Below are 25252 nucleotides of genomic sequence, written 5' to 3'. Positions count from 1 at the left end.
TTGTAACATAAATTATTTCAAATATAACCAAAAACGTTTATGTAATTGTTTTTGAATTAAAATATAGTAAATTTGTGGCATCTTATAGGTGTCGCACTTATGAGTCTTGAGGACGAAACCTGAGAATTTTCGATTAAGCCAAGACGATAAGTGGAGTACACGTCTGCACCAAAGGTGCGGCGTCCACTTGTTGGCTTTTAGGCTTCTCAGGGCCTCGTCTTCAACAGGTTGGATTCCGCACCTTTTGTGGAAATAGACCTGTTGTAAAAGACTCGTTAACCAAATAAACGAGTTATGAAAAATCAAATTTACCAGTTAAAAATTACTGCTCCTGAGTAATCCAAACTCTTTCTAGGGACAAAATTTGTCTCAACGAATTAAGGTTAACGTCCCCTAATGTATAGTTTTATCTCATAATTAAAAATGCTGGATTTTAGAACATTAGTGACTCCTTAATTTTAAATAGATCCCTTTCCGTAGGAAAAATCTATTTATTCGTCTACCCGTTGATATTAAAAAATAGCCAATTTTAAATACTTGAAAAATGAATAATTTTTACAAGAATGATCCTCTATTTCCTATTGTTGGAAGTAAAATAGAGAACAAGAAAAGATTCAAATCGCCCCATAGGCATATTGATTTCCATGAATCGAATGAAGTATTAAGCGAAAGAGATCTTTTAAAAAGATCAGGTCATTTAGATACATATGTAAAGTATCTTGCTTCAAAAATTTATGAAGTTCAATCAAAAAAATATTACAATAAAACCATTTATTCCCAAAAGGAATACAGTTATAGACCACTTTTGCATAATATTATTCTTTTATTCCTGTTTATTAATATTAATATAATACCACTATTAGGACAAGGAAGTATTAGTCAAATCAATATTTCGCCCTTAAAAGTTGGGGATACTATTCCAGAAGAATTATGGCAATCTAAATTGCATGCAATAAATACAGCTACAGGAAAAAATGAAATAAATCTAATTGAATACAGAGATAGAGAGTTAATAATACTTGATTTCTGGGCGACATGGTGTGCACCATGTATTACCTCTTTAGATTCATTAAACTATTTGCAGAATTTATACGGAAATAAAATTCACATCCAACCTATTACATATCAAAAGAAACGCGATGTGGAAGGTTTAGTGACAAAAAGATGGCAGCTATCATCGGTTATTCAGGATTCCTTATTAAAACAATTTTTTCCGCATAAAATTGTCCCCCATCAAGTATGGATTAAAGACAATAGGGTAATTGCTGTTGTTGGCCATAAAGATGCAAACATTAAAAATATAGATAATGTATTGAATGATAGGTATTTATCACTAAGTGATAAAAAAGATATTCTGAATTATTCATCTGAAACGGATTTAGCCTCATTGGGTAGAACTCTAGGGATACCTATATTAAGTTCATCAGTTTTCACAGGCCATATAGAAGGAATTCCATATTCTATGGGAAGATTTTCTAAAGGAGATACTGCGAAGGTCTACTTTACAAATATGCCTATTGTTACTATGTATCAAGATGTATTACAAGTTCCAAATAATAAAATATTACTTAGCACTAATTTTGAAAATCAGCAATTCAGCATTATAGATTATTTCCAGAAAGATTTATACTGTTATCAGCTTAAATATGTAAATAAGGATTTACCAAATATAAATCAGTATGTTATTAACGAACTTAATAACTTTTTCAAACTCAAAGTAGACAGTTCTGTTGTTGAAACGGAGTGCTTTATTGTGTTTGATAAGAATATTACTTCTAGTCAAAATGCTAAAGTAGCATATGATAAGACGAAGCAAATGAGTATAAACTCTATTGATACGTTCATTAAACTTCTAAATTTTTCTATTGTTTGGAAGCCAGACCAGCCAATCTTTATTAACGAGACCTCAAGTAATATAAGAATTAATCATATTGATTACAATTTGTTGCAATCAGATTATGAAAAATTGAAAGAAACTCTTTCAAGTCATGGGCTTGATCTTCGAAAAGAGAAGCGTAAAATAATGTTTTACCGAATTTCACCTAATGAACAATTTCGCCAAATTAATAATACATTAAATTTATAAAACTGCTTATGTTATTTACTCATTCTTTTATTAAAAAATACACGTATAGCTATTTTTTAATTTCTCTAATAACTTTTTGTTCATACTCAGTTTTAGCGCAAAATAAAATGAGCGGCCATTTGATTAACAATGAGAGTGTTCCTTTAGAAGGTGCAAATGTGTCGTTAACAAATTCTAATTCAATAGTTACCACAGATAAAAATGGTTATTTTTCAATAAGCTCTTCCACTGATTCTGGATACATTCAATTAAGTGCTTTGGGTTACAAGACTAAACTATTTCGATATAACTTATCCAAAGTTAGTTATTATAGAATTGTGATGGTTGCAAATCTCGATATGATAGAAGAAGTTGTAGTAAGTACTGGTTATCAAAATGTACGAAAGGGAACAACTACAGGAAGTTACGATGTTATAGACAAAGATTTGTTAAATCGTAATGTATCTTCTAATATTTTATCTCGAATAGAAAACTTATCCCCTGGATTAATTTTTAATCATGGAGATGCTGCTAATACCGACAAATTCCTAATAAGAGGAAGAAGTACAATTAATGCAAACGCGCAACCATTAATTGTGTTAGATGATTTTCCATATGATGGAGATATCAATAATATTAATCCAAGTGATATTGAGTCTGTCACTGTGTTAAAAGATGCTGCGGCTGCATCCATTTGGGGTGCGCGTGCAGGAAATGGAGTTATTGTTATAACTACAAAGCGAGGCACAACTAATTCACCTAAAGTTGAATTGGTTGGTAACACAACAATAACATCGCGACCTGATCTCCAAAATATTCAATTGATTTCTTCGAGTGATAGGATAGAGGTAGAGCGTTTTTTGTTTGAAAATGGAAGATATAATGCTGCTAAAAATCCAACCAATGCAACTTCAAGATTTACACCTATACCTTCTGCTGTTGAATTATTAATTCAAAATCCAGCTGACCTAGAACTTCAATTGGAATCATTGAAAACTAACGATGTAAGACGTGAAATTGAAAAGTATTTCTATAGAACGTCAATAAATCAACATTATAATTTGAATGTTAGTGGTAAAGGCGATATAAATACTTATTATATCTCTGGTGGAGTAAATAATAATAAATCCAATTTAGTAGGAGAAAACTACAGACGGATATCATTGCGCTCTGGTAATTCTTTTAAGGTTACGAATAATCTTTCTGTTGATGCCAATCTAAATTTATTTATGGTCAATGAAAAAAATGGCAATAATAATGGGTATAACTCACCACAGGGCTCATCAACAAATTTTTCACCATACACCAATTTTAAGAGTTTGGATGGAGAATCTCTTCCTGTATATCAGATGTTACGTAAGGGATTCATTGACACCGTTGGTAATAATAAATTGATGGATTGGAACTATCGACCGCTTGAGGAAATAAATAATCAACAGCATACGGTTAGTAGACGAGACTATATTTTAAATGTGGGCTCGAAATATAATATTTCCGATTATTTAAATGCAACGATTAAATATCAATTTCAAAGCCAACAGGATCGTCTCGAACGGTTATATAAAGAGGAATCTTATTATACTCGTAATTTGATTAATGATTTTACTCAAATTAATAGAACTACAGGTGCAACAAACTACCCATTTCCTAAAGGTTCAATTCTGCATACCAATAATTCAGAAACTAGTTCCCACCAAGGAAGAATTCAATTGAACTTTAATAAGAGTTTTGAAGGTAAACATGTTGTAAGTTCTCTAGTTGGGTTTGAAGTCAAAAAGTTACTCACCACCATTTTTCAGAATCAAAATATTGGTTATTCCCAAGAAAGTGGGAATATTACCTCGGCGGTAGATTTGATTTCGAACTTTAGAAGAAATACAACAGGAACTACAGGTAGGATAAGCGTGCTAGAGAATTATAATGAGTATAGAGATAATTTTCTATCATACTTTGGTAATTTTGCATATACATACGATAATCGGTATACCTTATCTGGAAGTCTTCGAAAAGATGAGGCTAACTTATTTGGAGTAAATACCAATCAGAAGGGTACTCCTCTTTGGTCAATTGGAGGAATGTGGAATGTAAGCAATGAGTCATTCTTTAATTCAGATTTTCTAACTTATTTAAGACTTAGATCTACTTATGGTTTAAACGGAAACATTTCTCGAAGTGCATCTGCATTGACCACAATGAGCTTAGCTAATAGTGGATTTTCACATCAACTACCGACGGGTGTATTGGGAGGAGCTCCAAATAAAAACCTTGCTTGGGAAAATGTTAAACAGGTAAATATAGGTTTGGATTTTTCAATATTTAACAGACGTATTTCAGGTACTGTTGATTTTTATAAAAAATATGCAACTGATTTACTCGCTCAAACACCTGTTGATCCAACTTATGGTGTAACTACGATGTACATGAATATAGCTGATATGAATAATAACGGTCTAGATGTACAATTGCATACAATAAATATTCAGAAAAATCTTAATTGGAGCACCACTTTCAATTTTGGGTATTCAAAAGGAAAGGTGAAAAAATATTTAATGCCTATATCTAGTGTGGGACGAAGTTATCTCCCTGTTTCACTTGCTAATCCTCTTGTCGGAAAGCCTTTATTTAGTGTGTTTGCATTAAAGTGGGACGGATTAGACCCTAAAACAGGAAACCCTATTGGTGTAGTTAATGGTAATCAAAGTTTAGATTATAATGCAATATACAACTCTTCCACATTAGATGAACTGGTCTTTAAAGGGACAGCGCAACCCACATATTTTGGATCAATTTTGAATTCTTTAAAATATAGAAATTTTGATTTATCAATCAATATCAGCTATAAATGGGGGTATTATTTCCGTAGAAATAGCCTCTCTTATACAGTTCTATTTAATGGATTCTCTGGACATGCAGATTATTCAAATCGTTGGAAGAAAGAGGGGGATGAAAAAATAACAAATGTTCCATCTATGGTCTACCCAGCGAATTCAAATAGAGATAACTTTTACCAATATTCAGAGATACTTGTTGAAAAAGGAGATCATATACGTATAGAAGATCTGAATTTTGGATATAATATAAATTCAAATAAAAGGTTTAAGAGCATACGATTATTTGCATATGTATCCAATATGAATATATTATGGACGAATAACTCACAAAATTTAGATCCCTATTATAATAATATACCTAAACCAAGCCCATCAATTTCTTTAGGAACCAATATAATATTTTAAGCTATGAAAACATTTTTATTATTCTCACTTATTCTCTGGATGTTGTTATCAAATTCTTGTAGCAGATCAGAGTTTTTAGACGAAAGGCCTCAAAAATCTATTATTATTCCCAATACACTAGAACACTACCAGAGAATTTTAGATTATGATGCAACTATGAACGGTGCCGCAACAAGAGGCGTGACTCCTCAATTGGGAGAATCAGGATCAGATAATTTCTATTTATCAAGTTCAGATTTAAACAGTGCCTTTAGAGAGCAAATGAGAAACTATTATTTATGGAATAAGCAGCCATATGTTGGTGAAAGTGTGACAGATTGGGAATTACCTTATAAAGCAGTTTTATCTGCTAATACTGTACTTGTAGGTCTTGATGAATTTGAGAAAAAAAACGGTATAAGTAAAGAGAGTAATTTTATTAGGGGGCAAGCATTATTTCACAGAGGTTATATGTTTCATCAGCTTTCTCAGGTTTTTGCATACCCATATAAAAAAGATCAAACCAATAATGAACCTGGAATTATTTTAAGATTGGAGGCTGATATTAACGAAAAGTTAAGTAGAGCAACTGTAGAGGAAACATATAATAGAATTGTGATGGATGTAAAAAAATCCATCAATTTATTAGATGAAAGCCCATTACATAAAGCAAGACCATCAAAACAAGCGGCATTTGCTTTGATGGCACGAATATATCTTTCAATGTCAGAATATAATTTGGCAAAAAACTATGCTGATTCATGTCTATCTCTAGAAAATAAATTGTATGATTTTAATTTAGTGAATTTCAATCTACAAAGTCCTTTCCAAGGAATTCGGTTTGAAAACCCGATCAATCAAGAGGTGATTTATTTTAGCGCTATGTTAAGTGAAATCGGTGTTATATATCCAACAAATCCTTTTTTTGCTAAAGTTGATTCAAATTTATTTAAGGAATATCAGGAGGGGGATTTACGAAAAAAAATTTTTTTCCAAAAATATCAGGATGGTTATAGATTTAAGGGCAGCTATAGTTTTGTTGGTTATGAGCATTATTTTACTGGTTTAGCAGTTGACGAAATTCTTTTGATTCGTGCGGAGTGTAATGCAAGATTAGGAGATTTTCAATCGGCCGTTATAGATATGGATAAATTATTAAGAGCTAGATGGGATAAAAACATTGTTTATAATTCTGCCTCAACTTTGGACGATGAGCTGCTTTTAGAATTTATTTTAAAAGAGAGAAGAAAAGAGTTGTTATTTCGAGGGTTACGGTGGTCCGACTTACGTCGTTTTAATATAGAAGGTCGTAAAATTACTTTAACTAGAATTGTAGGAAATGAACAGTATGACTTATTACCAACTGATTCAAGGTGGGTTTGGCCATTACCGTTGGAAGTAATCGTAAATTAGAGATAGATATTTTGAATAAACTGAGGGATACATATTTTTGAAATAGTATCCCTCAATTGTTATTAAATTACTTGTGTGTTAATTGATTTTACCTTTACGGCGCAAAATATCTGGTTTCAGTTGCGGGTGTCATATCAGTAATAGGTTCTGTTGGGGGGCTAGTGAAGCCTTTAGCACAAGGATTAAGCGTGCCTCCAGGACAACTTAGACTAGGATTTTGACCTTCTATATCCTCTTGCCATTGGCCATCAACTTTAACATACCAATGTAGATCATTTTGTGAATCATTATTGAATGAAAACGACATTAATGTCATACTTGTGGTTGCAATAACCAAGGCTACCAAGATCATCGCATAATTTTTTGAATTTCTCATAATTTTTTAATTTTGGCAGAATAGTGTCTGCCTGTTTATTAGTATTTGATTAATAAAGACTGATATTGATTTTTTTATTAGTCCTTTAATCCTGGTTATCCAGCAATCTTCTTTTTGTTGTACGATGCCAAGAAGTTACCATGGATAGTCATAAGAGCTTTTAGGCTAGCTTTACCCTTTACCTTTTTTCCTTGAATCAAGGCTCAGTAGTTTTTTGGTCTCTAATATGTTTTACGTAAAACTTTTTATGCATGATAGAGGCTTGATTTTGTTTACTATTTATGTTCAGCCTCCATCCACAAACACTTATTGTTAAGAAAAAAAGGTTAAACCATAAATGTTGATACCAGCTCATCGACGAAATAACAGATCCACATGCACAGGGTAGTTTATCCCATGTGCCAAGAAGTGCCAAAGCTACATATGTAGTAAAGGCAAACATTAATATGGATGAAACAATAAGCCCCCATGTACGAAACTTTTCTATGATGAGTAAAACTACTGTACTAACCTCTAAGGCGGGTAGAGAATATATTAGAAATAATGCAATAGGCTCTCCCAAAGGTTGTCTTAGTATGCCACTTTTAAAGCTGTTGAAATTTAGAATTTTATCAATAGATACAGGTATCCATAAAAGTAGCAATAGAATTATAATTGTATTTGAAATAATTTTTTTTGTTTTCATAGGTCTATATTTGTGACTACCTTTAGTTAAAAGTAATTGTAGTCTCAAAACTACAGTGCATGAAATTTAAAACTTTAGGCTATAGGGTACAATTTTTACTGGAAAATTTCTTATTTTATAGGATAAGCTTATAACGTAACTAATAAGGAAGTTAAAATCCTTGACTCTTATAGTATTTTTCTAATGCAAAATAATATTGTTTGGAATTTGAGAAACCAAGTAATATACATAATTGTCGAACTGTTAGTTGTTCTTTTAATTCTGGAAAATGGCTATAAAAATAGGTTAGCCGATCAATATGTTTAATTTTATTTAAATGAATATAGTGATTACATGTCACAAGATCCTTCTGTTTAAGAATATTATATATTAAACTAAATTCTGGAAAATTTCTAATGGCTTGAAGTAGATGCAAGTTGTTAAGAACAAATGCTTCACTATCTTTTAGAAATTCAATATTTGCTAATGCCCCCTTATTACTGTAGATATGTTTACAACCAACAAAATAATTCATAGGTGTAATAATTCTAGTTAATACAGAATCATTTTTGTCATTTATAATGCTAAATCCAACAAGACCAGTTAAAAGCAAGCAACTCCTTTTATTAGACTCTTGCTGTAAGACAAAAATTTCACCTTTTCTATATTTTTGAATTCGTCCATACGTATATAAAAAATCTATGGCCTGTTCACTTAAATCAGTGTATTTATTAATGAAGGCTATGGTTCTGTTCATATTGGTCGGTTTTTGAGAAAATAGATTTAATAGAATCCATGTTTAGGAAAATAATTTCTAATTGAAATCATTATATTCCTTCAGTAATAGTTGTCAATCTAAGGTCAAGTATAGGGTCTATAAAATCTGCATTTAGCTAGTTTAAAGAGTTGTAATCGGATTTAATTGCTGGAATAGTGTATGTTTTTTATTGTTCAAGTCGAACATTATCAAATTTACATTTTCGAAACTCATGTGCATAGGCGATACAATCTGATATTTCGTGTTTAGGGACAATTTTTAATACATCTAGAATTTTGCTCAGTCGCTCTTGCAAACTTCCTGGGATAAGGATTGTTTCTATTCCCATTTTACTATAAGTTTCCAATAATCGGTTTTCTGAAATAGTTCGAAATTTCTCGGAAGTAGGTCGATGTCCATCGGCTATAAAAGGAAACTCAACAGGTAAATGAAAAAATATATCGTACTTTTTCTTGGTATAGACTTTAGCCATACCCTCAAAGCCGTTAAGTAGCTTTTTGAAATCTTTGTACGATCTATAATTAAAAAATTTCTTTAATAGTATTTTATATGGATATTCATCAGGGTATGCTCCTGTGATTAACCGTGTACTGCCATATAGCCATTCCTGTAAAGGACATCCATCAGAAATAAAACTATTCCCTAATTCTGATTCTTTTCGAATTCTATCTTCAAACCGTTTCATTCCTAAACATATTAGTTCAGCATAGCTACAATCTCTTAAATTTTTTCCTGGAAATAACTTTGGAAGGATTTCACGCATAGTAAGTGCATGAGTACAGGAAATTCCGCTAGCTCTTTCTAGAGCCAAGCTAAGTGTAGTTTTACCTGTACAGTAAGTACCACTTATAACAATTCTTTTCATATTAGTTTAATTCGTATGCGACTTCAAAAAATCCCGAGTAATTGCCTACTACACCATTTAAGCTGATAAGATTCCAACATTTACCATTTAATTTAACCTCACGAATATCTTCAAATAATAAATGTGCCTTAATGTTTTTTTTAAATGTAGGCCTAGCTTGTACCAAATGCATTTTACGCAACCATATATTTTGACAGTTTATTCTATCACTATTATTCAATTGATATAGTAATGATTGCATAAGTTGGCCAAACACGCGAGTAGCATCCGTACCAAGTAGACTGTTTCTTGCGCTACCCACACCATGAAAAATATTTTCTTCAAAATGATACCTGTAGGTTACTTCTGCTTGAATAGTTTTAGCTTGAATGTCTATTTCAAGTGGTGAGAAATTTATTTCAGTAGATTTATAACCTATGGAATGTAATTGCTCTAATTCGAAAGGAATAGATTGATCAAGAGGAAGGGTCTTATACATTAAATATCCGCGATGATCAATTTCTACTTTAATTTGAGCATGATTTTCAAAACGGATCTCCAAAAGTGAGATGTAACCTTGCAAACTACTGTTGTCTGTTGTCGTACTTATGAGTTTGCAAGAAAAGTTATGGGTACCAACTTCCATAGTATGAGAAAGATGTATTGAATACTTTGTAATGAACGCTCGATCTGTATCCGCGATATTTACTCGGCATAGTCTATTTATTATGTATGTGGCTATACGTGAACTAAATGCCATAAACTCAATACTGCCAATATGAGGCTCTTCACCCCTAGGTCTTTCCGGCCCATTATAGTTGACCGTTAGTTGTCCTTTTATTTCATGTGTATATAACTCTAAGTTCTTTAGATCTATACTAAAAGAACGAAACCCACTTCCAAAATATCTATTTTCTGGTGTACCCAAGATTTCCTCTATTGTTTTTTTTTGTATGGATAACATAAGTTTTGATTTGTTATGGCGAAGTTATCCCAGAAATTTATTAACAAAAAGGCCTTTATGTTATCTGTATTTGTTGTTTTTGAGTGTTTCGTATAAATTTTTTATAGCTTATTTTTTAAAGTTTATTAACTGTGTAATTATGTTATAAAGTCAGCAGGAGTAACGTAATATTGTTATAGTTATTTACTTTTTGTTTAATTTATTTGTAAGAAGATAAAATGTTTGAAGATTTTTATACGTTATAATAGTAAGATGAGGGTAATTAGAAAAATTTTAAATGTTCTAATTTCGTTTAGTAATACCAAATTAACACGTAATTAATATATGAAAAGTCAGAAAGAGCTATTTGATTTAATCGCAGAAAGATTTAAAACCAAATTGGAAATGAATAAAAAATTAGCTGAATTGCTATTTAGAAGTGATGCTGCAGCTAGTAAATGGAACTACGGGTCAACTTTAATTGATTACGAAAAGTTGAAAAAAATAGTTGAGCATTTTAACCTTAGACCCGACGAATTATTTCATGACAATCCTGAGTATGTGTATGTAAGATACTCTCCACTTGATATGCTCGATCTAGAAAAATACCGCAATTATATACTAGGTTTAGATAAACTATTATCTGATGCTTCTCAAATAGAAGGATCTAAGATATTATTTCAAGCAGATGATATCCCTATTTTTTATTTTATGCGTTACACCTCACTTACTTATTTTAAGCTTTATGTTTATGCATATGATATGAGTAAAGTAGATTTTACATACGAAGAATATGTTAAGCGCTTGGAAACATACAATCTAGAGCCGATATTTCAATCAATCGCATTCCACTACGAAAATCTTGAAAGCACAGAGATTTGGGATCATGGCGTTGTGGATAATTTGCTAGCGCAAATTGAACATTTTGATGAATTGGAAAAGTTCACAAATCCTGATATTAAAAATAAATTGCTTGATGATTTACTTGATCTCATCGCAAAATTTAAAGAACTCGCATCAAATGGAGAAAAGGCATCTGGTAAGCGGTTTGATTTTTTCGTAAAACCCTCTCCATTAGGTAGAAGTTTCATGATAATTCAGGATGATGAGTTAAGAAGTGTATCGCTAAAAATGGATATAATTAATAGTATAACAATGGTTTCCAGTAGAGTGTTAAAGGATAATTATCATATTTTCAAATCCTCTCGGGACAAATCTATGGCTTTAGGTATTGGCTCAGAAAAAGATAGACTAAAATATTTCAAAAACCTTACCGATAAAATATTAAAACTTAGAAACGGTATAAAGGATATTAATTAGTCGATTAAGGAAAATATATAATCTTAAATTTGATTCCATCAGTAAATATAATGTCGTAATAAAATTTAGAATTAGCGATAAGATTTACTTTTCATCTGTCAGTTATAGAGGTTCGAATAATAGTTTTTTAACCATTTTATTTTAAATTATGGGGGTTCAAAAACCTAGTACACTCTCCGTAGTACTTCGTGATATTGAAATATTGTTTTGTTCTGATTCCAGTTGTAATGAGAAATTTGAAAAAAATGCATATAAAATTTTTTTTGAATCATTTCAAATGGAAATTAGTGGATTTAAGTCTTATTTAATCGAATCTATTGACTCTTCTGTTACATTGGGGCGCTTCACCATGTTGCAAATGTTAATAATTAGCAATAAAGTATACTGGACTTTACTTCGTAAGTCCAAAAAAAAGTCTTTTCACTTAGACGCACAAGTAAGAGATGTTTATATTAAAACACTATATGCTATTGAAGAGATAATTGATTACTGTGAGCCTTTCAGTAAAGAGATGGTTAGTTTATTGCCTATTTCAGATTTCAAACTTTCTACTTTAAAAGTAAATTACAATAGTAGTTTGTATGAATTGAAAACGAAATTTGCAATTTCGGATATAGATCATGAAGTATCCGAGGTTGTCATTTATGAGCTTAAAAAATTATTAATTCGAAAAGAGATAACAAAAATTGAGTATTCGTATGCAACGGGATTAATCGCCTGTATTCTAAAAACCGAAATTTTAGATACCTCTAAAATTGATAATTTACTAATCCAATATGAATTTAATAGTAATCTATTCTATGATTATTTTGTGAAAAAACATGATTCGATAATCAATCCAGATTCTAGTTTACATCAACATCTAGACTTTTTTATAAGTATGGAGGAAAAATTAAATACTATAAGAAATTATTCTAATGTTTACCTGTTTCCTAACCAAAAATCAATCTTAGAAATGCTTAAGTCCTTTTATAAAGATAAGAGGGAGGCGGCTATTCAACGTCTAGAAGTCAGAAGAGCAGAAGTTTTAGATGGAAAACTGTGGAACGATGATGAAAAATTACAGATTAATATGCCTGTAGCACAATTAGGTCTTTTTATACGATTGTTAATAAAACATAATATATTACCGGTAGAAAATGTTGGGAAGACTTTTGAGTTCTTTGCAAGACATTTTAAAACTCCTAATGCAACTTTTATATCTACACAGAGTTTGCAGAAAAAATCTACTACAGTTGAATTTGAAACGGCTAAGAGAATAAAAGGACGTCTAATTGAGATGATTAATAGTGTTAATAAAGATTTCCATGTGTCTAATTATTCAGAATAATTATTTTATAAGATGTTGTAAGATAAATTTTTTATGAGGAAGTTCAAAAGGAAGTATAAAGCAAAATGTGTCAGTAAGCTCTAAATAGATATAGATCCCCATCGGAAATATTTCTATTTAGAGCCGCTGAAGGCTTTAATTCTATCACCCAATTTAAGGTGGAGTTGATGTATTGTCAAACCTAATCGCGTTTTGGCATAAACCATTTTCCTTTTTTATGTCTACTTGATCGTATTCATTTAGGTATATCTGGATTACATGCTGAACCAATGGCACAATGTATCCAGTCAATAACCTAAAGATTCGCTGGTTTTTGAAGTTTTGAGGATATAGCTTTTTAATACGGCTAGGTTTATTTAGGGTCTGCTGAAAAAATCATTGAGTTTTTCAGCAGACCCTAATTAACAACAGGTATACGCTACTCAGCGTTAGCGCAAAATCAACCTTGGCTCGTGATAGAAAAGCGCTTGCGACGACATACTTTCCAATTGAATGCCCTGCAAGATCAGCTGCAGAGATGCGCTACTGATTCGAAAGTCCCCACCGCAGGTAGTGGTAGGAACTTCAAAAGTACCACGCTCTAGCCGTTTGTGATAAAGAGAAAAACCATCACCTTCAAAGTGAAGAAGCTTTACTTGGCTACGTGATCGGTTAAAAAATATATAGATCGCTACGTTAAGTGGGTCTTGCGAGAGTTCCTTGCGCACTAAACCGCTTAAGGAATCCATCCCGCACCGAAAGTCCGTGTTTCCGCTATAAAGAAAATACCGAAAACCCGAGGAAAGCGATAACATTATAACAACGATTTTAGGACCGAAGCATCTACCGATTGAAAAAAACGGATACAATGACCATCTTTATGCTGAATTTCTACGATAGGGTTAATACTGTTACTTGCGGTAACAACCAGAGGAACAAAACCAGAATTCACGCTATTGGCATGGGAATCCAGTTGCCGGAACTTCTTAATCCAATAATGAAATTGACCTTCGCGTAGATTATTTTCAGAACAATACGAACGCTGACTAAGACCACTGCGTTGCCAGCAAACATAATGATTGTGCATTTCGCTCGAAAGATTGCTTATTACCATAATTATAAATTTAATAAGGCAAAGCTAGATAGTTAACCTATTCAAACATACAGGGGAATAGCCGGATGCTTACATTATAAAGAAGTCTAGAAAATAATTATGCCCCTTAGATTTAAAATTTAAGGGGCGTGATTTCTAGATAGTTAAAATTCTAAATTAATTCTTCTTGAAAATTATATAATCCTTCATCACATTTAAGCTCTCATCTAAGATAAAGTCAAATTCAACTTTTGGTTGTGGTTGACCTTCTTTCCAGAGCGGCATATTACGTAACTCGAGTAACTTATTAAGACGATTTCTGTTTTTCGCTTTATTTGCATCTCTTTCTTTTTTCAATTTAAGCTCATTTAAGCTAATTGTAGAAGTAGTATTCATTGTCTTAGTAAACTCTTCAATGTCCTCTAACAAAAACTTATATTCAGCAGAGTTCTTCATACGAGCGTCGTGTTTTGACGCAAGAAGAGATTTTGTAGTTGATAAGTCATTGATTTTTGTAAAGTTCGTTGAACGAATTTGATCCCAAGGTAAGGCTGCTGGTTCTGAGCTTTCGCCATATTTTTCAGAAGTAAACTGTGTTGGGAAACTTACATCAGGATCTACGCCTTTATGTTGTGTACTGCTTCCGTTTATTCTATAGAATTTTGCAATAGTAACGTTGATCTGACCAAATTCAGGTGCACCATTTGGTGTGTCAGAATCCTTACTCTCACCCGCTGCTTTTAATTTTAGTTTATTTACGGAGCTGATAAATCTTGACATATCCACAGCTGATTGTACAGTACCTTTACCGAAAGTACTCGATCCAAGGATAATGCCGCGACCATAGTCTTGAATAGCACCCGCAAAAATTTCTGAAGCTGAAGCGGAATAACGGTTGATAATTACACCAAATGGTCCTTTCCAAGCAACATTGCTATCCTCATCTTGATGAACTTCAATTTGTCCACGCGTATCTTTCACTTGTACAACTGGTCCTTTTTCAATAAATAAACCGGTTAACTCAATTGATTCTTGTAGAGAACCACCTCCGTTATTTCTAAGATCCAACACAACCGCGTCAACTTTTTCTTGATTTAATGTATCTAATAATAAGCGTACATCACGAGTTGTGCTTTTATAGTTTGGATCACGTTTGCGATAGGCTTCAAAGTCAATATAGAATTTTGGTAATGTAATTACTCCGATTCTGTAATTCTTCCCATCTTCTCCTTTTACAGTTTTAATTGTCTTTTTTGCAGACTCTTCTTCAATCACAATTTTTTCACGTGTTAATTTCACAATAATAGGTTGCGCAGAAATATCTGCACCTGCTGGAAGAATTTTTAGTCGAACAACGGTTCCTTTAGGACCTTTAATTTTTGCAACAGCAGCATCTAATCTCCATCCAATAATATCTTCGAATTCGCCCTCGCCTTGTGCAACACCAACTATACGGTCGTCCATTTTTAATGTTTTATCTTTAAACGCAGGGCCACCAGCAATGATTTCTTTAATAGTTACCATGTCATTTTCCATTTGAAGTCTTGCGCCAATACCTTCTAATGTATTTGACATATCTTCATTGAAACGCTGAGCAAATGATGGATTGTAATAGGTCGTATGTGGATCTATAGCATTTGTAAATGCGGACATTACCAATTGAAATGCATCATTTGAATTGGTCTGCTTAGCTTGTGAAATCAGATTATTGTAGCGCTTTTTAAGAGTTTCTTTATGCTTGGCTGACTCATCTTTACCTTCTGCAGATGTTAATTTAAGATTCAATAGATCAAATTTTACACGTTTGCGCCATTGTTCTTTCAATTCTGCATCTGTCTTGAACCAGTCTAATTTGTCTCTAAAATTTACATAGCTTTCTTCTTTACTGAAATCATGCGTAGCATCCACTTGACTCAATGCATATTGCAAGACTTCTAATGCCCTTTGATTATATGTATTGAACACGTGAAAAGCACTGGATAAATCTCCTTTTCTAAAGTCTTGACTTATTGTGCTTCGGTATTGTTGAAATTCATCTATTTCAGATTTCATGAAATAGTTTTTCCCTTCATCCAATGATTTTATAAGATTATCAAAAACTATATTAGATATAGAATCACTTGCAGCTACTTTTTTATAACTGTAGTTTTCTAAAATTCCCACTACCTCTTTAGCAATTATCTCATGTTGAAGAGATGGTTTAAGTGTTAATCCACCTTCTTCAATAGCAACACGTGGCTTAGAACCACAGGCAACGACTGAAACAAAAGCTAAACAAACTAAAAAATTTTTAAACATATAAACTGTATTGTGAATTAACATTTTTCGAATTGACTTCTTGCCGGTTTTAATCGAACCTAAAATTAGGTAAAAAATATATCAAACTTAAATCCTTTGACTTCAAAAAGTAGCAATATTTATAGCGGTGATGTAATATTTTCGCTAAAAAAGACTATTTCTTAATTTCCAATAGTATGTTAAGAAGTCTTTTGCACTATCGTAATTCCCTAAATGAACATTTGCCCGGCCCAATTGTTCAGCTGTTGCAATTTGCAAATACATGTTTGGAGTATTCTGAACAAGATCCCAAGCTATTTCCAGTTCATTTTTGGCGATTCTATAGTTGTGTTGAATCATTTTTGATGATCCTAACATATATTCTATCAAGGCTAAATTGTCGGGCAATTCGTGTTTCTTTGCTAAATCACGAGCTTGAATCAAAAACCACTGAGCTTGGGTGTGCTTGTTTTGGCTGCGATAGATGTCCGCTAATATTATCCATGCTTCGATTTTTCCCAAATAGTTTTTTGATTTATTAAATAATGGTATAGCCTTACGGATAATCGTATTTTCAGCAGGCTGATAATCTTTTTTGTAAGCTTGAATCCATGCTAATTTTCCGTAAGAAACAGCTTGATCCGTAAGGCTTTTTGATTTTATGGCATATTCCAAGTTTAAATCTTCAAAATGCATTGCATCATCATATTTGGCCAATAATAAATAAACTGTAGCTAAATTTGATTGAATTACAGCTAGATCTTGAGCATTATTTATTTTTTGAGCATGAGAAAGAGAAAGTTGTAGTGCCTCTAGTGCATTTTTTGGGTTTCTATTTTTTAGATAGTTATGTGCTAATTTGTTGTATAATGCATATACGATAGAATGATTTTTGTGATCAACATATTGTTGAATTATTTCTTGTATACTATTCTCGGACGGGCTTTCGGAGATAATATTTTCAACAGTAACATTATTAGAAGTATTTCTAAATGTTGAAATAAGCCTATGTTTTTGAAAGCTTATATGTATAGAGTCCTGGAAGCTTTCAATTTCTTTGTATGTATCGATCATCTCATCTTTCAATGTTCTGGGCAAAGGAAGTATATATACCCTTGGACCAATTCCATCAAATAAAGTGTCATATTTGTTGACAAACCCATAGGGGTCTAATTTATCTTGTGGAAGTGACTGGCTGTAAACAAAAGAAAGATTAGATAAAATTGTAAAAAGCACTGCCGTAATTATTCTCATTCTAAGTATATGCGTTTAATCAAATGTAGCAAATGTTGACAACTTTCAAGCCAAATGATTTTATGTAACTTTGTAAAGTATTTTATAATATAGTAAAATGACAACACGAATTCCTTTAGCAGAAAGATTAAGACCTCGTAGTATAAATGATTATGTTGGTCAGCGTCATTTATTGGCAGAGGATGCGGTATTGTATAATGCTATATTGCGCAAAAATGTCCCTTCTATGATTCTCTGGGGGCCGCCTGGAGTAGGTAAAACTAGTTTGGCTTTTTTGATAGCAAAGGAATTAGACAGACCTTTTTTTAGTTTAAGTGCTATTAAATCTGGTGTAAAAGAGGTGCGTGAGGTCATTGAGAAAGCCGAACAACTGCAAAATTTCAATCAAGAACAACCAATTTTGTTTATTGATGAGATACATCGATTTTCTAAAAGTCAGCAAGATTCTTTATTGGGAGCAGTTGAGCGAGGTCTAGTTACGCTCATTGGAGCAACGACAGAGAATCCTTCTTTTGAAGTTATCTCAGCATTATTGAGTCGTTGTCAAGTGTATGTTTTAGAGTCGCTAAATAAGGATGATTTAATTGGTTTAGTGAATAAGGCAGTCAAAGAAGATGAATTTTTAAAAAATGATAAAATTATCATTAAAGAATTTGATGCTTTGTTGCGTATCTCTGGAGGTGACGCGCGCAAGTTACTAAATGTTCTAGAGCTTGTAGTCAATGCAGCGGTGCCGTACAATATTACAATTACTAATGATTTCGTGCTCAAGCAAGTGCAGCAAAACATGGCTCGTTATGATAAAACTGGTGAGCAACATTACGATATAATTTCTGCATTTATTAAGTCTATCCGTGGCTCAGATCCCAATGCAGCAGTATACTGGCTTGCAAGAATGATTGAAGGAGGAGAAGATCCTTCATTTATTGCACGTAGATTGTTGATATTAGCATCTGAAGATGTCGGGAATGCGAATCCAAATGCATTATTATTAGCAAATAATTGTTTTCAAGCAGTAAATGTGATTGGTTGGCCTGAGTCGAGAATTATTTTGTCGCAGACCGTTACTTATTTGGCCTCATCAGCAAAAAGTAACGCATCTTATGAGGCTATAAATAAAGCACAAGCTTTAGTGAAACAAACAGGTGATTTGTCCGTGCCTTTGCATTTACGAAATGCGCCAACGAAATTAATGAAAGAGTTAGACTATGGTACAGAATATAAATATTCTCATGCTTATACAGGAAATTTTGTGGATCAAGAGTTTATGCCTGAAGGGATACAAGGAACTACACTTTATTCGCCTGGGAAAAATAGTTCAGAGGATAAACTAAGAAGTTCCCTAAAAGAAAAATGGAAGAACAAATACGGCTATTAAAATGTTATTTAACATGAAATTATTAACATTAATGAGGCCTAGAAATGAATTTGTCAATTTGATTATTAATTTTGCCTAATGCATACTTTTACATCCATAGATTTTGAATTGGCTACTTCAGAATACAATAGTGTCTGTGCTGTTGGGTTAGTGAGTGTTGTGGATGGAAAAATTGTAAACGAATTTTATAGTCTTGTACAGCCTCCTGAAAATAAATATATGTGGCAAACCACTCGTGTACATGGCATCAAGGCTAAAGATACAGCGAATGCTCCTACTTTTTTGGATATATTTCCAGCAATTTTACCTTTAGTGTATGGGCAAAAAATGGTTGCACACAACGAAGAATTGGATCGAAAAGTTCTGCGACGATGTATGCAATATTATGGGCTTGTTTACGAAGATTTAGGATTACAAGATAAGTGGGATTGTACGAGTATTATATATAAGCAATTAGGTTTTGCAAAAACTAAATTGAGTGTGGTTTGTGAGATTATGGGTATAGAACTAAATCCCCATGATGCATTATCTGATGCACGGGCGAGTGCAGAGCTTTTCCTCTTTAAAGAAAACGCAAAAGACAAGCTAGTACAATATCAACTTATAAATCAATAAAACTATTTATTAATAAATCTAAAATGGAAGAAGGAAAAAAACATAAAGATTACAATCCTGGACCAAGGGTAGGTATAACTTTCTCAACGTTTGATTTGCTACACGCAGGACATATTATGATGTTGGCAGAAGCAAAAAGACAATGTGATTATCTTATTTGTGGACTACAAATGGATCCTACATTAGATCGTCCCGAGAAAAATGCACCCACACAAACAGTGGTAGAGCGTTATATTCAATTGCGCGGTTGTCATTATGTGGATGAGATTGTACCTTACTCTACGGAGCAAGATTTAGAGGATATACTGCGTTCATTTAAACTTGATGTACGAATTGTCGGTGATGAATATGAACACCGAGACTTCACAGGTCGTAAATATTGCGAAGAAAAAGGAATAGAGCTTTACTTCAATAGTAGAGATCATAGATTTTCTAGTTCAGGTCTTCGTAAAATTGTAGCTCAAAAAGAAGCAGAGAAAAATGGTTAAAGCTAATGAGTAATCCTTAGCTTTTTTATAAAATATTGTATTGCAATAATATTATTTATTAAATTACAATATTTCTGTTGTGATACGCAGTGTTAAATTGTATTTTTGCGTTAAAACAGCCATACCAAGACCATCTATTTATTAATTAGCGGATTTGCAATATTATTTTTTGCAGTTTATTTTATTATTGATTACAAAAAGAAAACTGTTTTTGATAATTATATTGATTTAGACATTTCTTTAGAATTTACAGATAATACTATACACAAAACACAAAGCCGCCATGGTCTTATACTTTTTAAAATCAATGATGTGAAGAAAGATTCAAGAGCTCTTACAATTGACAATCTAAAATTGCACACAAATAAACTTGAGTTACGTTCCTATAATCAGATTTCTACAAAATTACCTCTTCCAACTCATGGGGTTATTTTGTCAGTTGGTGTGAAAAAATCAAGAAATATTAGTCATAAAAGAATTGGCAATTATTCTATTACAATATCAGGTTTTTTAATGGAAGATAAGAACAAAAAGACTGCTTTCAAAAAGAAGCTTAAAATCAACTATTTGGCTCCTGCTAAAACGATCAATACTTAATACATACCTTTCGTAATAATATTTACCGTAATTTTGTCATCTAAAATATAATTAATATTTGACACTGGTCACTTTAGATAATATTTTCATTAATTTATTATTAATGAAAATATTTATTGAATTGTAATAGACTTTTCAGTAATTTAAATGTTTTATTACTTCATCAGAATCAATAATGGTTCTTTTGCAAAATGTTTAACTACAATAACATAAAAGTTTGAATAAACTATTATGTTATTGTAGTTAAAAAGTAAGAGATTAGTGCGAAATTTAACGGCAAAAATTTAAAAGATGAATGTAGTACACGTTATATTGACTGGAGGAGTTGGTAGCAGATTGTGGCCATTATCGCGTAAACAGTCTCCAAAACAATATCTTGATTTATTTAATGGTAAATCCTTGTTTGAAATGACCGTGCAGCGAAATCAGAAAATTGCAGATAGTGTCGTAATTGTAGGCAACAAAGATAATACGCATTTGAGTCATACAGCTATGCAAAATTGCGGTTTGCCATATACAAATATTGTAGAAGCCACACCTCGAAATACGGCTGCTGCTATAGCATTTGCTGCTTTTGCTGTTCAGCCTGATGATATCTTAATTGTTACTCCTTCAGATCATATGATTTCTGGAGATGAAGAATATGAGGAAGCTATTCATGCAGGCGTCCAAAAAGCTAAGGAAGGTTATATAGTCACTTTTGGAATACAGCCGACACGACCTGAGACGGGATATGGTTATATAGAATATGATAATGATCATGTCAAATCTTTTCGCGAAAAGCCAAATCAAGATACTGCTGAGGATTTCATTGAAAGAGGTAATTTTTTGTGGAACTCGGGAATGTTTTGTTTCCAAGCTTCAGTATTTTTACAAGAGTTAATGCAATATGAGCCCAAAGTATATGATTACGCCAAAAATGCCTGGGACAAATCTAGTGATGGGATATTAGATGAATCCCTATCACTTGAGATACCATCAATTTCGGTTGATTATGCTGTTATGGAGAGGTCAAAGCAGATTAGAGTGATTTCTACAGCATTCGAGTGGTCAGACTTAGGTTCTTTCGAAGCACTTTATGATTATTTTGTTGATAACGGTTATCCAAAAGATGATAATGGAAATATTGTTATTGGAACGGAAATTTTTACAGGTTTTGTTGGGTTAAAAAATACTATTTTTGTATATACGAAAGATGCATTTTTGATTATTCAAAAGGAAAAATCTCAAGATGTAAAAAAAATCTATAATATGCTGGACAAGCATCAATCAAAACTTCTCGATTAATTATTGTATGAATAAATCTTCTAAAATATATATTGCAGGACACCGTGGAATGGTAGGTTCAGCAATATGGCGCCAGTTAGAAAAAGAAGGGTATAAAAACTTAATTGGGAGAAGCAGTAAAGAAATAGATTTGAGGAGTCAGGATATGGTAAAAGATTTCTTCAATGCTGAAAAGCCCGATGTTGTCATTGACGCAGCGGCACGTGTAGGCGGAATTTTAGCAAATAGTACATATCCTTATCAGTTTTTGATGGAGAATCTTCAAATACAAAATAATTTAATAGATGCGTCGTTAAACTCTGATGTCAATAAGTTTATTTTCTTAGGTTCTTCGTGTATATATCCTAAGTTTGCGCCTCAGCCGCTGAAAGAAGAATATCTGTTAACAGGTAGTCTTGAACCGACAAATGATGCTTATGCTCTAGCTAAAATAGCCGGAGTGAAAACTTGTGAGGCAATAAGAAAACAGTTTAATAAGGATTATGTAAGTTTGATGCCAACAAATTTATATGGTACTCACGATAATTTTGATTTAGAAACATCTCACGTACTACCCGCAATGATTCGTAAATTTCATGATGCAAAATTGAACAATCATGCTCCAGTTGTTTTATGGGGATCAGGCACACCTTTACGTGAATTTTTATTTGTTGATGATATGGCATCTTCTGTTATTTTTACACTTGAAAATATTCTGCCTGAGCATTTATACAATGTTGGAACGGGTGTTGATTTATCTATACAGCAATTAGCACAAACAATACAAAGTATTGTAGGGCATAATGGTGAAGTGATTTGGGATAGTACAAAGCCGGATGGAACACCACGTAAATTGATGGACGTATCAAAAATGAATGAACTTGGCTGGAAACATCAAATTGGACTTGCTGAAGGTATTAAATTGACCTACGATTGGTTTTTAAGTAATTACCAAAATTTCAAAGAAGTTAAAATCTAATTAATAATGAAAACAGCACTAATTACAGGTGTTACTGGTCAGGATGGGTCCTATTTGGCGGAATTATTGCTTGAAAAGGGCTATATGGTTCATGGAATTAAGCGTAGAGCCTCATCTTTCAATACGCAACGTATTGATCATTTGTATATGGATAGACATGAAGCAAATGTTAACTTTAAGTTGCATTACGGAGATTTGACGGATTCGACTAATATTATTCGTATTATTCAAGAAGTTCAGCCTGACGAAATCTATAATCTGGGTGCAATGTCTCATGTTAAGGTATCCTTTGATTCACCAGAATATGTAGGAAATGTGGATGCGTTAGGAACATTACGTATTCTCGAAGCCGTTCGAATATTGGGTTTGGAGCAAAAGACTAGGATTTATCAAGCTTCTACTTCAGAGTTGTATGGTGGTATGCCAGCGAATAAGAATGAAAAAGGATTCTATGATGAGAATTCACCATTTTATCCACGATCTCCATATGGTGTAGCCAAGATTTATGCATTTTGGATAACTAAAAACTACAGAGAAGCGTACAATATGTTTGCTTGTAATGGTATTTTGTTCAATCATGAATCTCCACGTCGTGGTGAGACATTTGTTACACGAAAAATTACTATGGCGACTGCAGCTATTGCATTAGGTAGGCAACAATGTCTATACTTAGGCAACCTTAATGCATTGCGCGATTGGGGACATGCTAAAGATTATGTAGAAGCTATGTGGCGCATACTTCAACAGGATATTGCAGAAGATTACGTAATAGCTACTGGCGTTACTACATCTGTACGTGACTTTGTTAGATTTGCATTTCAAGAAGCGGGTATAGAACTTTCTTTTGAGGGGGAGCAAGAATCTGAGATTGCGCGCGTAGTGAGTTGTTCTAATCCTGCTTACCAATTAGAGGTTGGCAAAATTGTAGTAAAAGTTGATCCTGCGTATTATAGGCCTACAGAAGTGGATTTACTAATAGGTGATCCTACTAAATCCAAAACAAAATTAGGTTGGAAACCTGAATATGATCTTCAGGCCTTGGTAAAAGAAATGGTTGTAAGTGACTTAAAAGCTTTGGAGAGAAATTTTTAATAAAAATACTAGTAACATTTTAAAAGATTCATTTTTAATTTTTCATGAAAATAGCCATAGTAGGTACAGGATTTGTGGGATTATCTAATGCTATATTATTAGCACAACATAATGAGGTTGTAGCTTTAGATGTTGTTACAGATAAAGTTGAATTAATAAATAATAAAAAGTCCCCTATAGAAGATCCGGAGATTATTGATTATTTAGAGAATAAAGAATTGAATCTCAAAGCTACATTGGAGAAGATTGAGGCATATCAAGGAGCTTATTTCGTAATTGTAGCTACTCCAACTGACTATGACCCAAAAACTAACTATTTTAATACATCAAGTGTTGAATCTGTTGTAAATGATGTTATAAAATATAATTCCTCAGCAATTATTGTCATAAAATCAACAGTTCCTGTTGGATTTGTAGAAGATTTAAAAAAAAGAACAAAATTCGACAATATAATATTCTCACCTGAGTTTTTAAGAGAAGGAAGAGCATTATATGATAATCTTTACCCCTCACGAATTATTGTTGGAGAACAGTCTGAAAGAGCTGAGCTATTTGCTAATTTATTAAAGCAGGGGGCAATTAGTAATAGTATCCCAACATTATTTACAGACTCTACAGAGGCAGAGGCTATTAAACTATTTTCAAATACATATTTGGCTTTGCGTGTGGCATATTTTAATGAATTAGATAGTTATGCGCAAACTTATAATCTAAATTCAAAACAAATAATAGAAGGAGTAGGTCTTGATCCTCGGATTGGTTCACATTATAATAATCCTTCTTTCGGGTATGGAGGATATTGTTTACCTAAAGATACGAAACAATTACTTGCGAATTATGATTCCGTTCCGAATAATATCATTCAAGCTATAGTAGATGCGAATCGTACTCGAAAGGATTTTATAGCCGAATCAATTCTTGCAAAAAAACCTAAAAAGGTTGGTGTATATCGCCTAATAATGAAATCAGGTTCAGATAATTTTAGAGCTTCTGCAATGCAGGGGGTGATGAAACGGCTAAAGGCCAAGGGGGTAGAGGTGATAGTCTATGAGCCAATTCTTAATGATGAGACATTTTACGGTTCAAAAATAACACATAATTTAAAAGATTTTAAAGAGGAGTGTGATTTAATAATTTCTAATAGAAATGCGATTGAATTAGAGGATGTGAAACATAAAGTATACACGAGGGATTTATTTGGAAATGATTAATTTAATATAGGAGGATTAGATTTGAAAATCATAGATTTTTAGGTTCAAAATTTTTTCCTCAATTTGTAATGAAAA

At 32.6% G+C, this 25252-nt stretch carries 22 protein-coding genes; 13 read left to right on the top strand and 9 right to left on the bottom strand.

The features are described from left to right. The first annotated feature begins 544 nt into the window (after window positions 1-544). From FLS47_RS05690 to FLS47_RS05680, 3 genes are all read left to right on the top strand, one after another. Window positions 545-2086 carry a TlpA family protein disulfide reductase gene (locus tag FLS47_RS05690; RefSeq protein WP_149913417.1) on the top strand — a complete coding sequence of 514 codons (1542 nt, stop codon included), beginning with the start codon at window positions 545-547 and terminating at the stop codon, window positions 2084-2086. A gap of 107 nt (window positions 2087-2193) precedes the next feature. Then, a complete protein-coding gene (locus FLS47_RS05685; protein WP_188347365.1) occupies window positions 2194-5301 on the top strand; it encodes a SusC/RagA family TonB-linked outer membrane protein in 3108 nt (1035 codons plus the stop codon). A gap of 3 nt (window positions 5302-5304) precedes the next feature. Further along, window positions 5305-6693, top strand: coding sequence for a RagB/SusD family nutrient uptake outer membrane protein (locus FLS47_RS05680; protein ID WP_149913415.1), 1389 nt, complete (start codon window positions 5305-5307; stop codon window positions 6691-6693). Window positions 6694-6787: 94 nt separating this feature from the next. On the opposite strand, the gene FLS47_RS05675 is transcribed toward FLS47_RS05680, so the two are convergent. From FLS47_RS05675 to FLS47_RS05655, 5 genes are all read right to left on the bottom strand, one after another. Beyond that, window positions 6788-7069, bottom strand: a complete 282-nt coding sequence (locus FLS47_RS05675) for a hypothetical protein (RefSeq protein WP_149913414.1) — start codon at window positions 7067-7069, stop codon at window positions 6788-6790. Window positions 7070-7265: 196 nt separating this feature from the next. Further along, on the bottom strand, window positions 7266-7754 hold the full coding sequence (locus FLS47_RS05670; RefSeq protein ID WP_188347364.1) for a MauE/DoxX family redox-associated membrane protein: 489 nt from the start codon (window positions 7752-7754) through the stop codon (window positions 7266-7268). Window positions 7755-7905: 151 nt separating this feature from the next. Continuing rightward, window positions 7906-8490 carry a cyclic nucleotide-binding domain-containing protein gene (locus FLS47_RS05665; RefSeq protein ID WP_149913413.1) on the bottom strand — a complete coding sequence of 195 codons (585 nt, stop codon included), beginning with the start codon at window positions 8488-8490 and terminating at the stop codon, window positions 7906-7908. Between the two features lie 187 nt (window positions 8491-8677). Then, a complete protein-coding gene (locus FLS47_RS05660) occupies window positions 8678-9376 on the bottom strand; it encodes an ATP/GTP-binding protein (RefSeq protein WP_149913412.1) in 699 nt (232 codons plus the stop codon). 1 nt (window position 9377) lies between these two features. Next, window positions 9378-10319, bottom strand: a complete 942-nt coding sequence (locus tag FLS47_RS05655; protein ID WP_149913411.1) for an AvrD family protein — start codon at window positions 10317-10319, stop codon at window positions 9378-9380. 324 nt (window positions 10320-10643) lie between these two features. Here FLS47_RS05655 and FLS47_RS05650 point away from each other — a divergent pair, with 324 nt between their 5' ends. Together FLS47_RS05650 and FLS47_RS05645 are read left to right on the top strand one after the other, a co-directional pair. Continuing rightward, window positions 10644-11618 carry a hypothetical protein gene (locus FLS47_RS05650; protein WP_149913410.1) on the top strand — a complete coding sequence of 325 codons (975 nt, stop codon included), beginning with the start codon at window positions 10644-10646 and terminating at the stop codon, window positions 11616-11618. Between the two features lie 148 nt (window positions 11619-11766). Further along, window positions 11767-12948 carry a hypothetical protein gene (locus FLS47_RS05645; RefSeq protein ID WP_149913409.1) on the top strand — a complete coding sequence of 394 codons (1182 nt, stop codon included), beginning with the start codon at window positions 11767-11769 and terminating at the stop codon, window positions 12946-12948. A 428-nt stretch (window positions 12949-13376) separates the two neighbouring features. On the opposite strand, the gene tnpB is transcribed toward FLS47_RS05645, so the two are convergent. The 4 genes from tnpB to FLS47_RS05630 form a co-directional block, all read right to left on the bottom strand. Continuing rightward, on the bottom strand, window positions 13377-13742 hold the full coding sequence (gene tnpB / locus FLS47_RS18950) for an IS66 family insertion sequence element accessory protein TnpB (RefSeq protein WP_149913408.1): 366 nt from the start codon (window positions 13740-13742) through the stop codon (window positions 13377-13379). Beyond that, window positions 13742-14014, bottom strand: coding sequence for an IS66 family insertion sequence element accessory protein TnpA (tnpA, locus tag FLS47_RS18945; RefSeq protein WP_394349515.1), 273 nt, complete (start codon window positions 14012-14014; stop codon window positions 13742-13744). The genes tnpB and tnpA overlap by 1 nt, the downstream gene beginning before the upstream one ends. A 183-nt stretch (window positions 14015-14197) precedes the next feature. Beyond that, window positions 14198-16318 carry a carboxy terminal-processing peptidase gene (locus FLS47_RS05635; RefSeq protein ID WP_223225144.1) on the bottom strand — a complete coding sequence of 707 codons (2121 nt, stop codon included), beginning with the start codon at window positions 16316-16318 and terminating at the stop codon, window positions 14198-14200. Between the two features lie 144 nt (window positions 16319-16462). Then, window positions 16463-17551 carry a tetratricopeptide repeat protein gene (locus FLS47_RS05630; protein ID WP_149913406.1) on the bottom strand — a complete coding sequence of 363 codons (1089 nt, stop codon included), beginning with the start codon at window positions 17549-17551 and terminating at the stop codon, window positions 16463-16465. A 97-nt stretch (window positions 17552-17648) separates the two neighbouring features. On the opposite strand from FLS47_RS05630, the gene FLS47_RS05625 reads away from it, so the two are divergent. The 8 genes from FLS47_RS05625 to FLS47_RS05590 all read left to right on the top strand — a co-directional run bounded on the left by FLS47_RS05625 (window position 17649) and on the right by FLS47_RS05590 (window position 25177). Next, window positions 17649-18929 (top strand): replication-associated recombination protein A, encoded by a 1281-nt coding sequence (locus tag FLS47_RS05625; protein ID WP_149913405.1) that lies wholly within the window; start codon window positions 17649-17651, stop codon window positions 18927-18929. A 78-nt stretch (window positions 18930-19007) separates the two neighbouring features. Then, window positions 19008-19544, top strand: coding sequence for an exonuclease domain-containing protein (locus FLS47_RS05620; protein ID WP_149913404.1), 537 nt, complete (start codon window positions 19008-19010; stop codon window positions 19542-19544). A gap of 23 nt (window positions 19545-19567) precedes the next feature. Then, on the top strand, window positions 19568-20032 hold the full coding sequence (locus FLS47_RS05615; RefSeq protein WP_149913403.1) for an adenylyltransferase/cytidyltransferase family protein: 465 nt from the start codon (window positions 19568-19570) through the stop codon (window positions 20030-20032). A 312-nt stretch (window positions 20033-20344) separates the two neighbouring features. Beyond that, window positions 20345-20629 (top strand): hypothetical protein, encoded by a 285-nt coding sequence (locus FLS47_RS05610; RefSeq protein ID WP_149913402.1) that lies wholly within the window; start codon window positions 20345-20347, stop codon window positions 20627-20629. A gap of 291 nt (window positions 20630-20920) precedes the next feature. Further along, on the top strand, window positions 20921-21916 hold the full coding sequence (locus FLS47_RS05605) for a mannose-1-phosphate guanylyltransferase (RefSeq protein WP_149913401.1): 996 nt from the start codon (window positions 20921-20923) through the stop codon (window positions 21914-21916). Window positions 21917-21923: 7 nt separating this feature from the next. Then, window positions 21924-22874 (top strand): GDP-L-fucose synthase family protein, encoded by a 951-nt coding sequence (locus FLS47_RS05600; RefSeq protein ID WP_149913400.1) that lies wholly within the window; start codon window positions 21924-21926, stop codon window positions 22872-22874. Between the two features lie 6 nt (window positions 22875-22880). Further along, the gene (gene gmd / locus FLS47_RS05595) at window positions 22881-23966 is read left to right on the top strand and encodes a GDP-mannose 4,6-dehydratase (protein ID WP_149913399.1); all 1086 of its coding nucleotides are present in this window, start codon (window positions 22881-22883) and stop codon (window positions 23964-23966) included. Between the two features lie 44 nt (window positions 23967-24010). Next, window positions 24011-25177, top strand: a complete 1167-nt coding sequence (locus FLS47_RS05590; protein WP_149913398.1) for a nucleotide sugar dehydrogenase — start codon at window positions 24011-24013, stop codon at window positions 25175-25177. Window positions 25178-25252: the final 75 nt, after the last annotated feature.

This window comes from Sphingobacterium cavernae, assembly GCF_008520265.1.
Classification (GTDB): domain Bacteria; phylum Bacteroidota; class Bacteroidia; order Sphingobacteriales; family Sphingobacteriaceae; genus Sphingobacterium; species Sphingobacterium cavernae.
Note: the sequence above shows the minus strand (reverse complement) of the source record. Positions and strands in the feature narration are given on the sequence as shown.

Excerpts from the sequence above, each read along its gene's own strand:
- FLS47_RS05690 (WP_149913417.1), top strand. The coding sequence starts at position 545 with ATGAATAATTTTTACAAGAATGATCCTCTATTTCCTATTGTTGGAAGT.
- FLS47_RS05685 (WP_188347365.1), top strand. The coding sequence starts at position 2,194 with ATGAGCGGCCATTTGATTAACAATGAGAGTGTTCCTTTAGAAGGTGCA.
- FLS47_RS05680 (WP_149913415.1), top strand. The coding sequence starts at position 5,305 with ATGAAAACATTTTTATTATTCTCACTTATTCTCTGGATGTTGTTATCA.
- FLS47_RS05675 (WP_149913414.1), bottom strand. The coding sequence starts at position 7,069 with ATGAGAAATTCAAAAAATTATGCGATGATCTTGGTAGCCTTGGTTATT.
- FLS47_RS05670 (WP_188347364.1), bottom strand. The coding sequence starts at position 7,754 with ATGAAAACAAAAAAAATTATTTCAAATACAATTATAATTCTATTGCTA.
- FLS47_RS05665 (WP_149913413.1), bottom strand. The coding sequence starts at position 8,490 with ATGAACAGAACCATAGCCTTCATTAATAAATACACTGATTTAAGTGAA.
- FLS47_RS05660 (WP_149913412.1), bottom strand. The coding sequence starts at position 9,376 with ATGAAAAGAATTGTTATAAGTGGTACTTACTGTACAGGTAAAACTACA.
- FLS47_RS05655 (WP_149913411.1), bottom strand. The coding sequence starts at position 10,319 with ATGTTATCCATACAAAAAAAAACAATAGAGGAAATCTTGGGTACACCA.
- FLS47_RS05650 (WP_149913410.1), top strand. The coding sequence starts at position 10,644 with ATGAAAAGTCAGAAAGAGCTATTTGATTTAATCGCAGAAAGATTTAAA.
- FLS47_RS05645 (WP_149913409.1), top strand. The coding sequence starts at position 11,767 with ATGGGGGTTCAAAAACCTAGTACACTCTCCGTAGTACTTCGTGATATT.
- tnpB (WP_149913408.1), bottom strand. The coding sequence starts at position 13,742 with ATGTTATCGCTTTCCTCGGGTTTTCGGTATTTTCTTTATAGCGGAAAC.
- tnpA (WP_394349515.1), bottom strand. The coding sequence starts at position 14,014 with ATGCACAATCATTATGTTTGCTGGCAACGCAGTGGTCTTAGTCAGCGT.
- FLS47_RS05635 (WP_223225144.1), bottom strand. The coding sequence starts at position 16,318 with ATGTTTAAAAATTTTTTAGTTTGTTTAGCTTTTGTTTCAGTCGTTGCC.
- FLS47_RS05630 (WP_149913406.1), bottom strand. The coding sequence starts at position 17,551 with ATGAGAATAATTACGGCAGTGCTTTTTACAATTTTATCTAATCTTTCT.
- FLS47_RS05625 (WP_149913405.1), top strand. The coding sequence starts at position 17,649 with ATGACAACACGAATTCCTTTAGCAGAAAGATTAAGACCTCGTAGTATA.
- FLS47_RS05620 (WP_149913404.1), top strand. The coding sequence starts at position 19,008 with ATGCATACTTTTACATCCATAGATTTTGAATTGGCTACTTCAGAATAC.
- FLS47_RS05615 (WP_149913403.1), top strand. The coding sequence starts at position 19,568 with ATGGAAGAAGGAAAAAAACATAAAGATTACAATCCTGGACCAAGGGTA.
- FLS47_RS05605 (WP_149913401.1), top strand. The coding sequence starts at position 20,921 with ATGAATGTAGTACACGTTATATTGACTGGAGGAGTTGGTAGCAGATTG.
- FLS47_RS05600 (WP_149913400.1), top strand. The coding sequence starts at position 21,924 with ATGAATAAATCTTCTAAAATATATATTGCAGGACACCGTGGAATGGTA.
- gmd (WP_149913399.1), top strand. The coding sequence starts at position 22,881 with ATGAAAACAGCACTAATTACAGGTGTTACTGGTCAGGATGGGTCCTAT.
- FLS47_RS05590 (WP_149913398.1), top strand. The coding sequence starts at position 24,011 with ATGAAAATAGCCATAGTAGGTACAGGATTTGTGGGATTATCTAATGCT.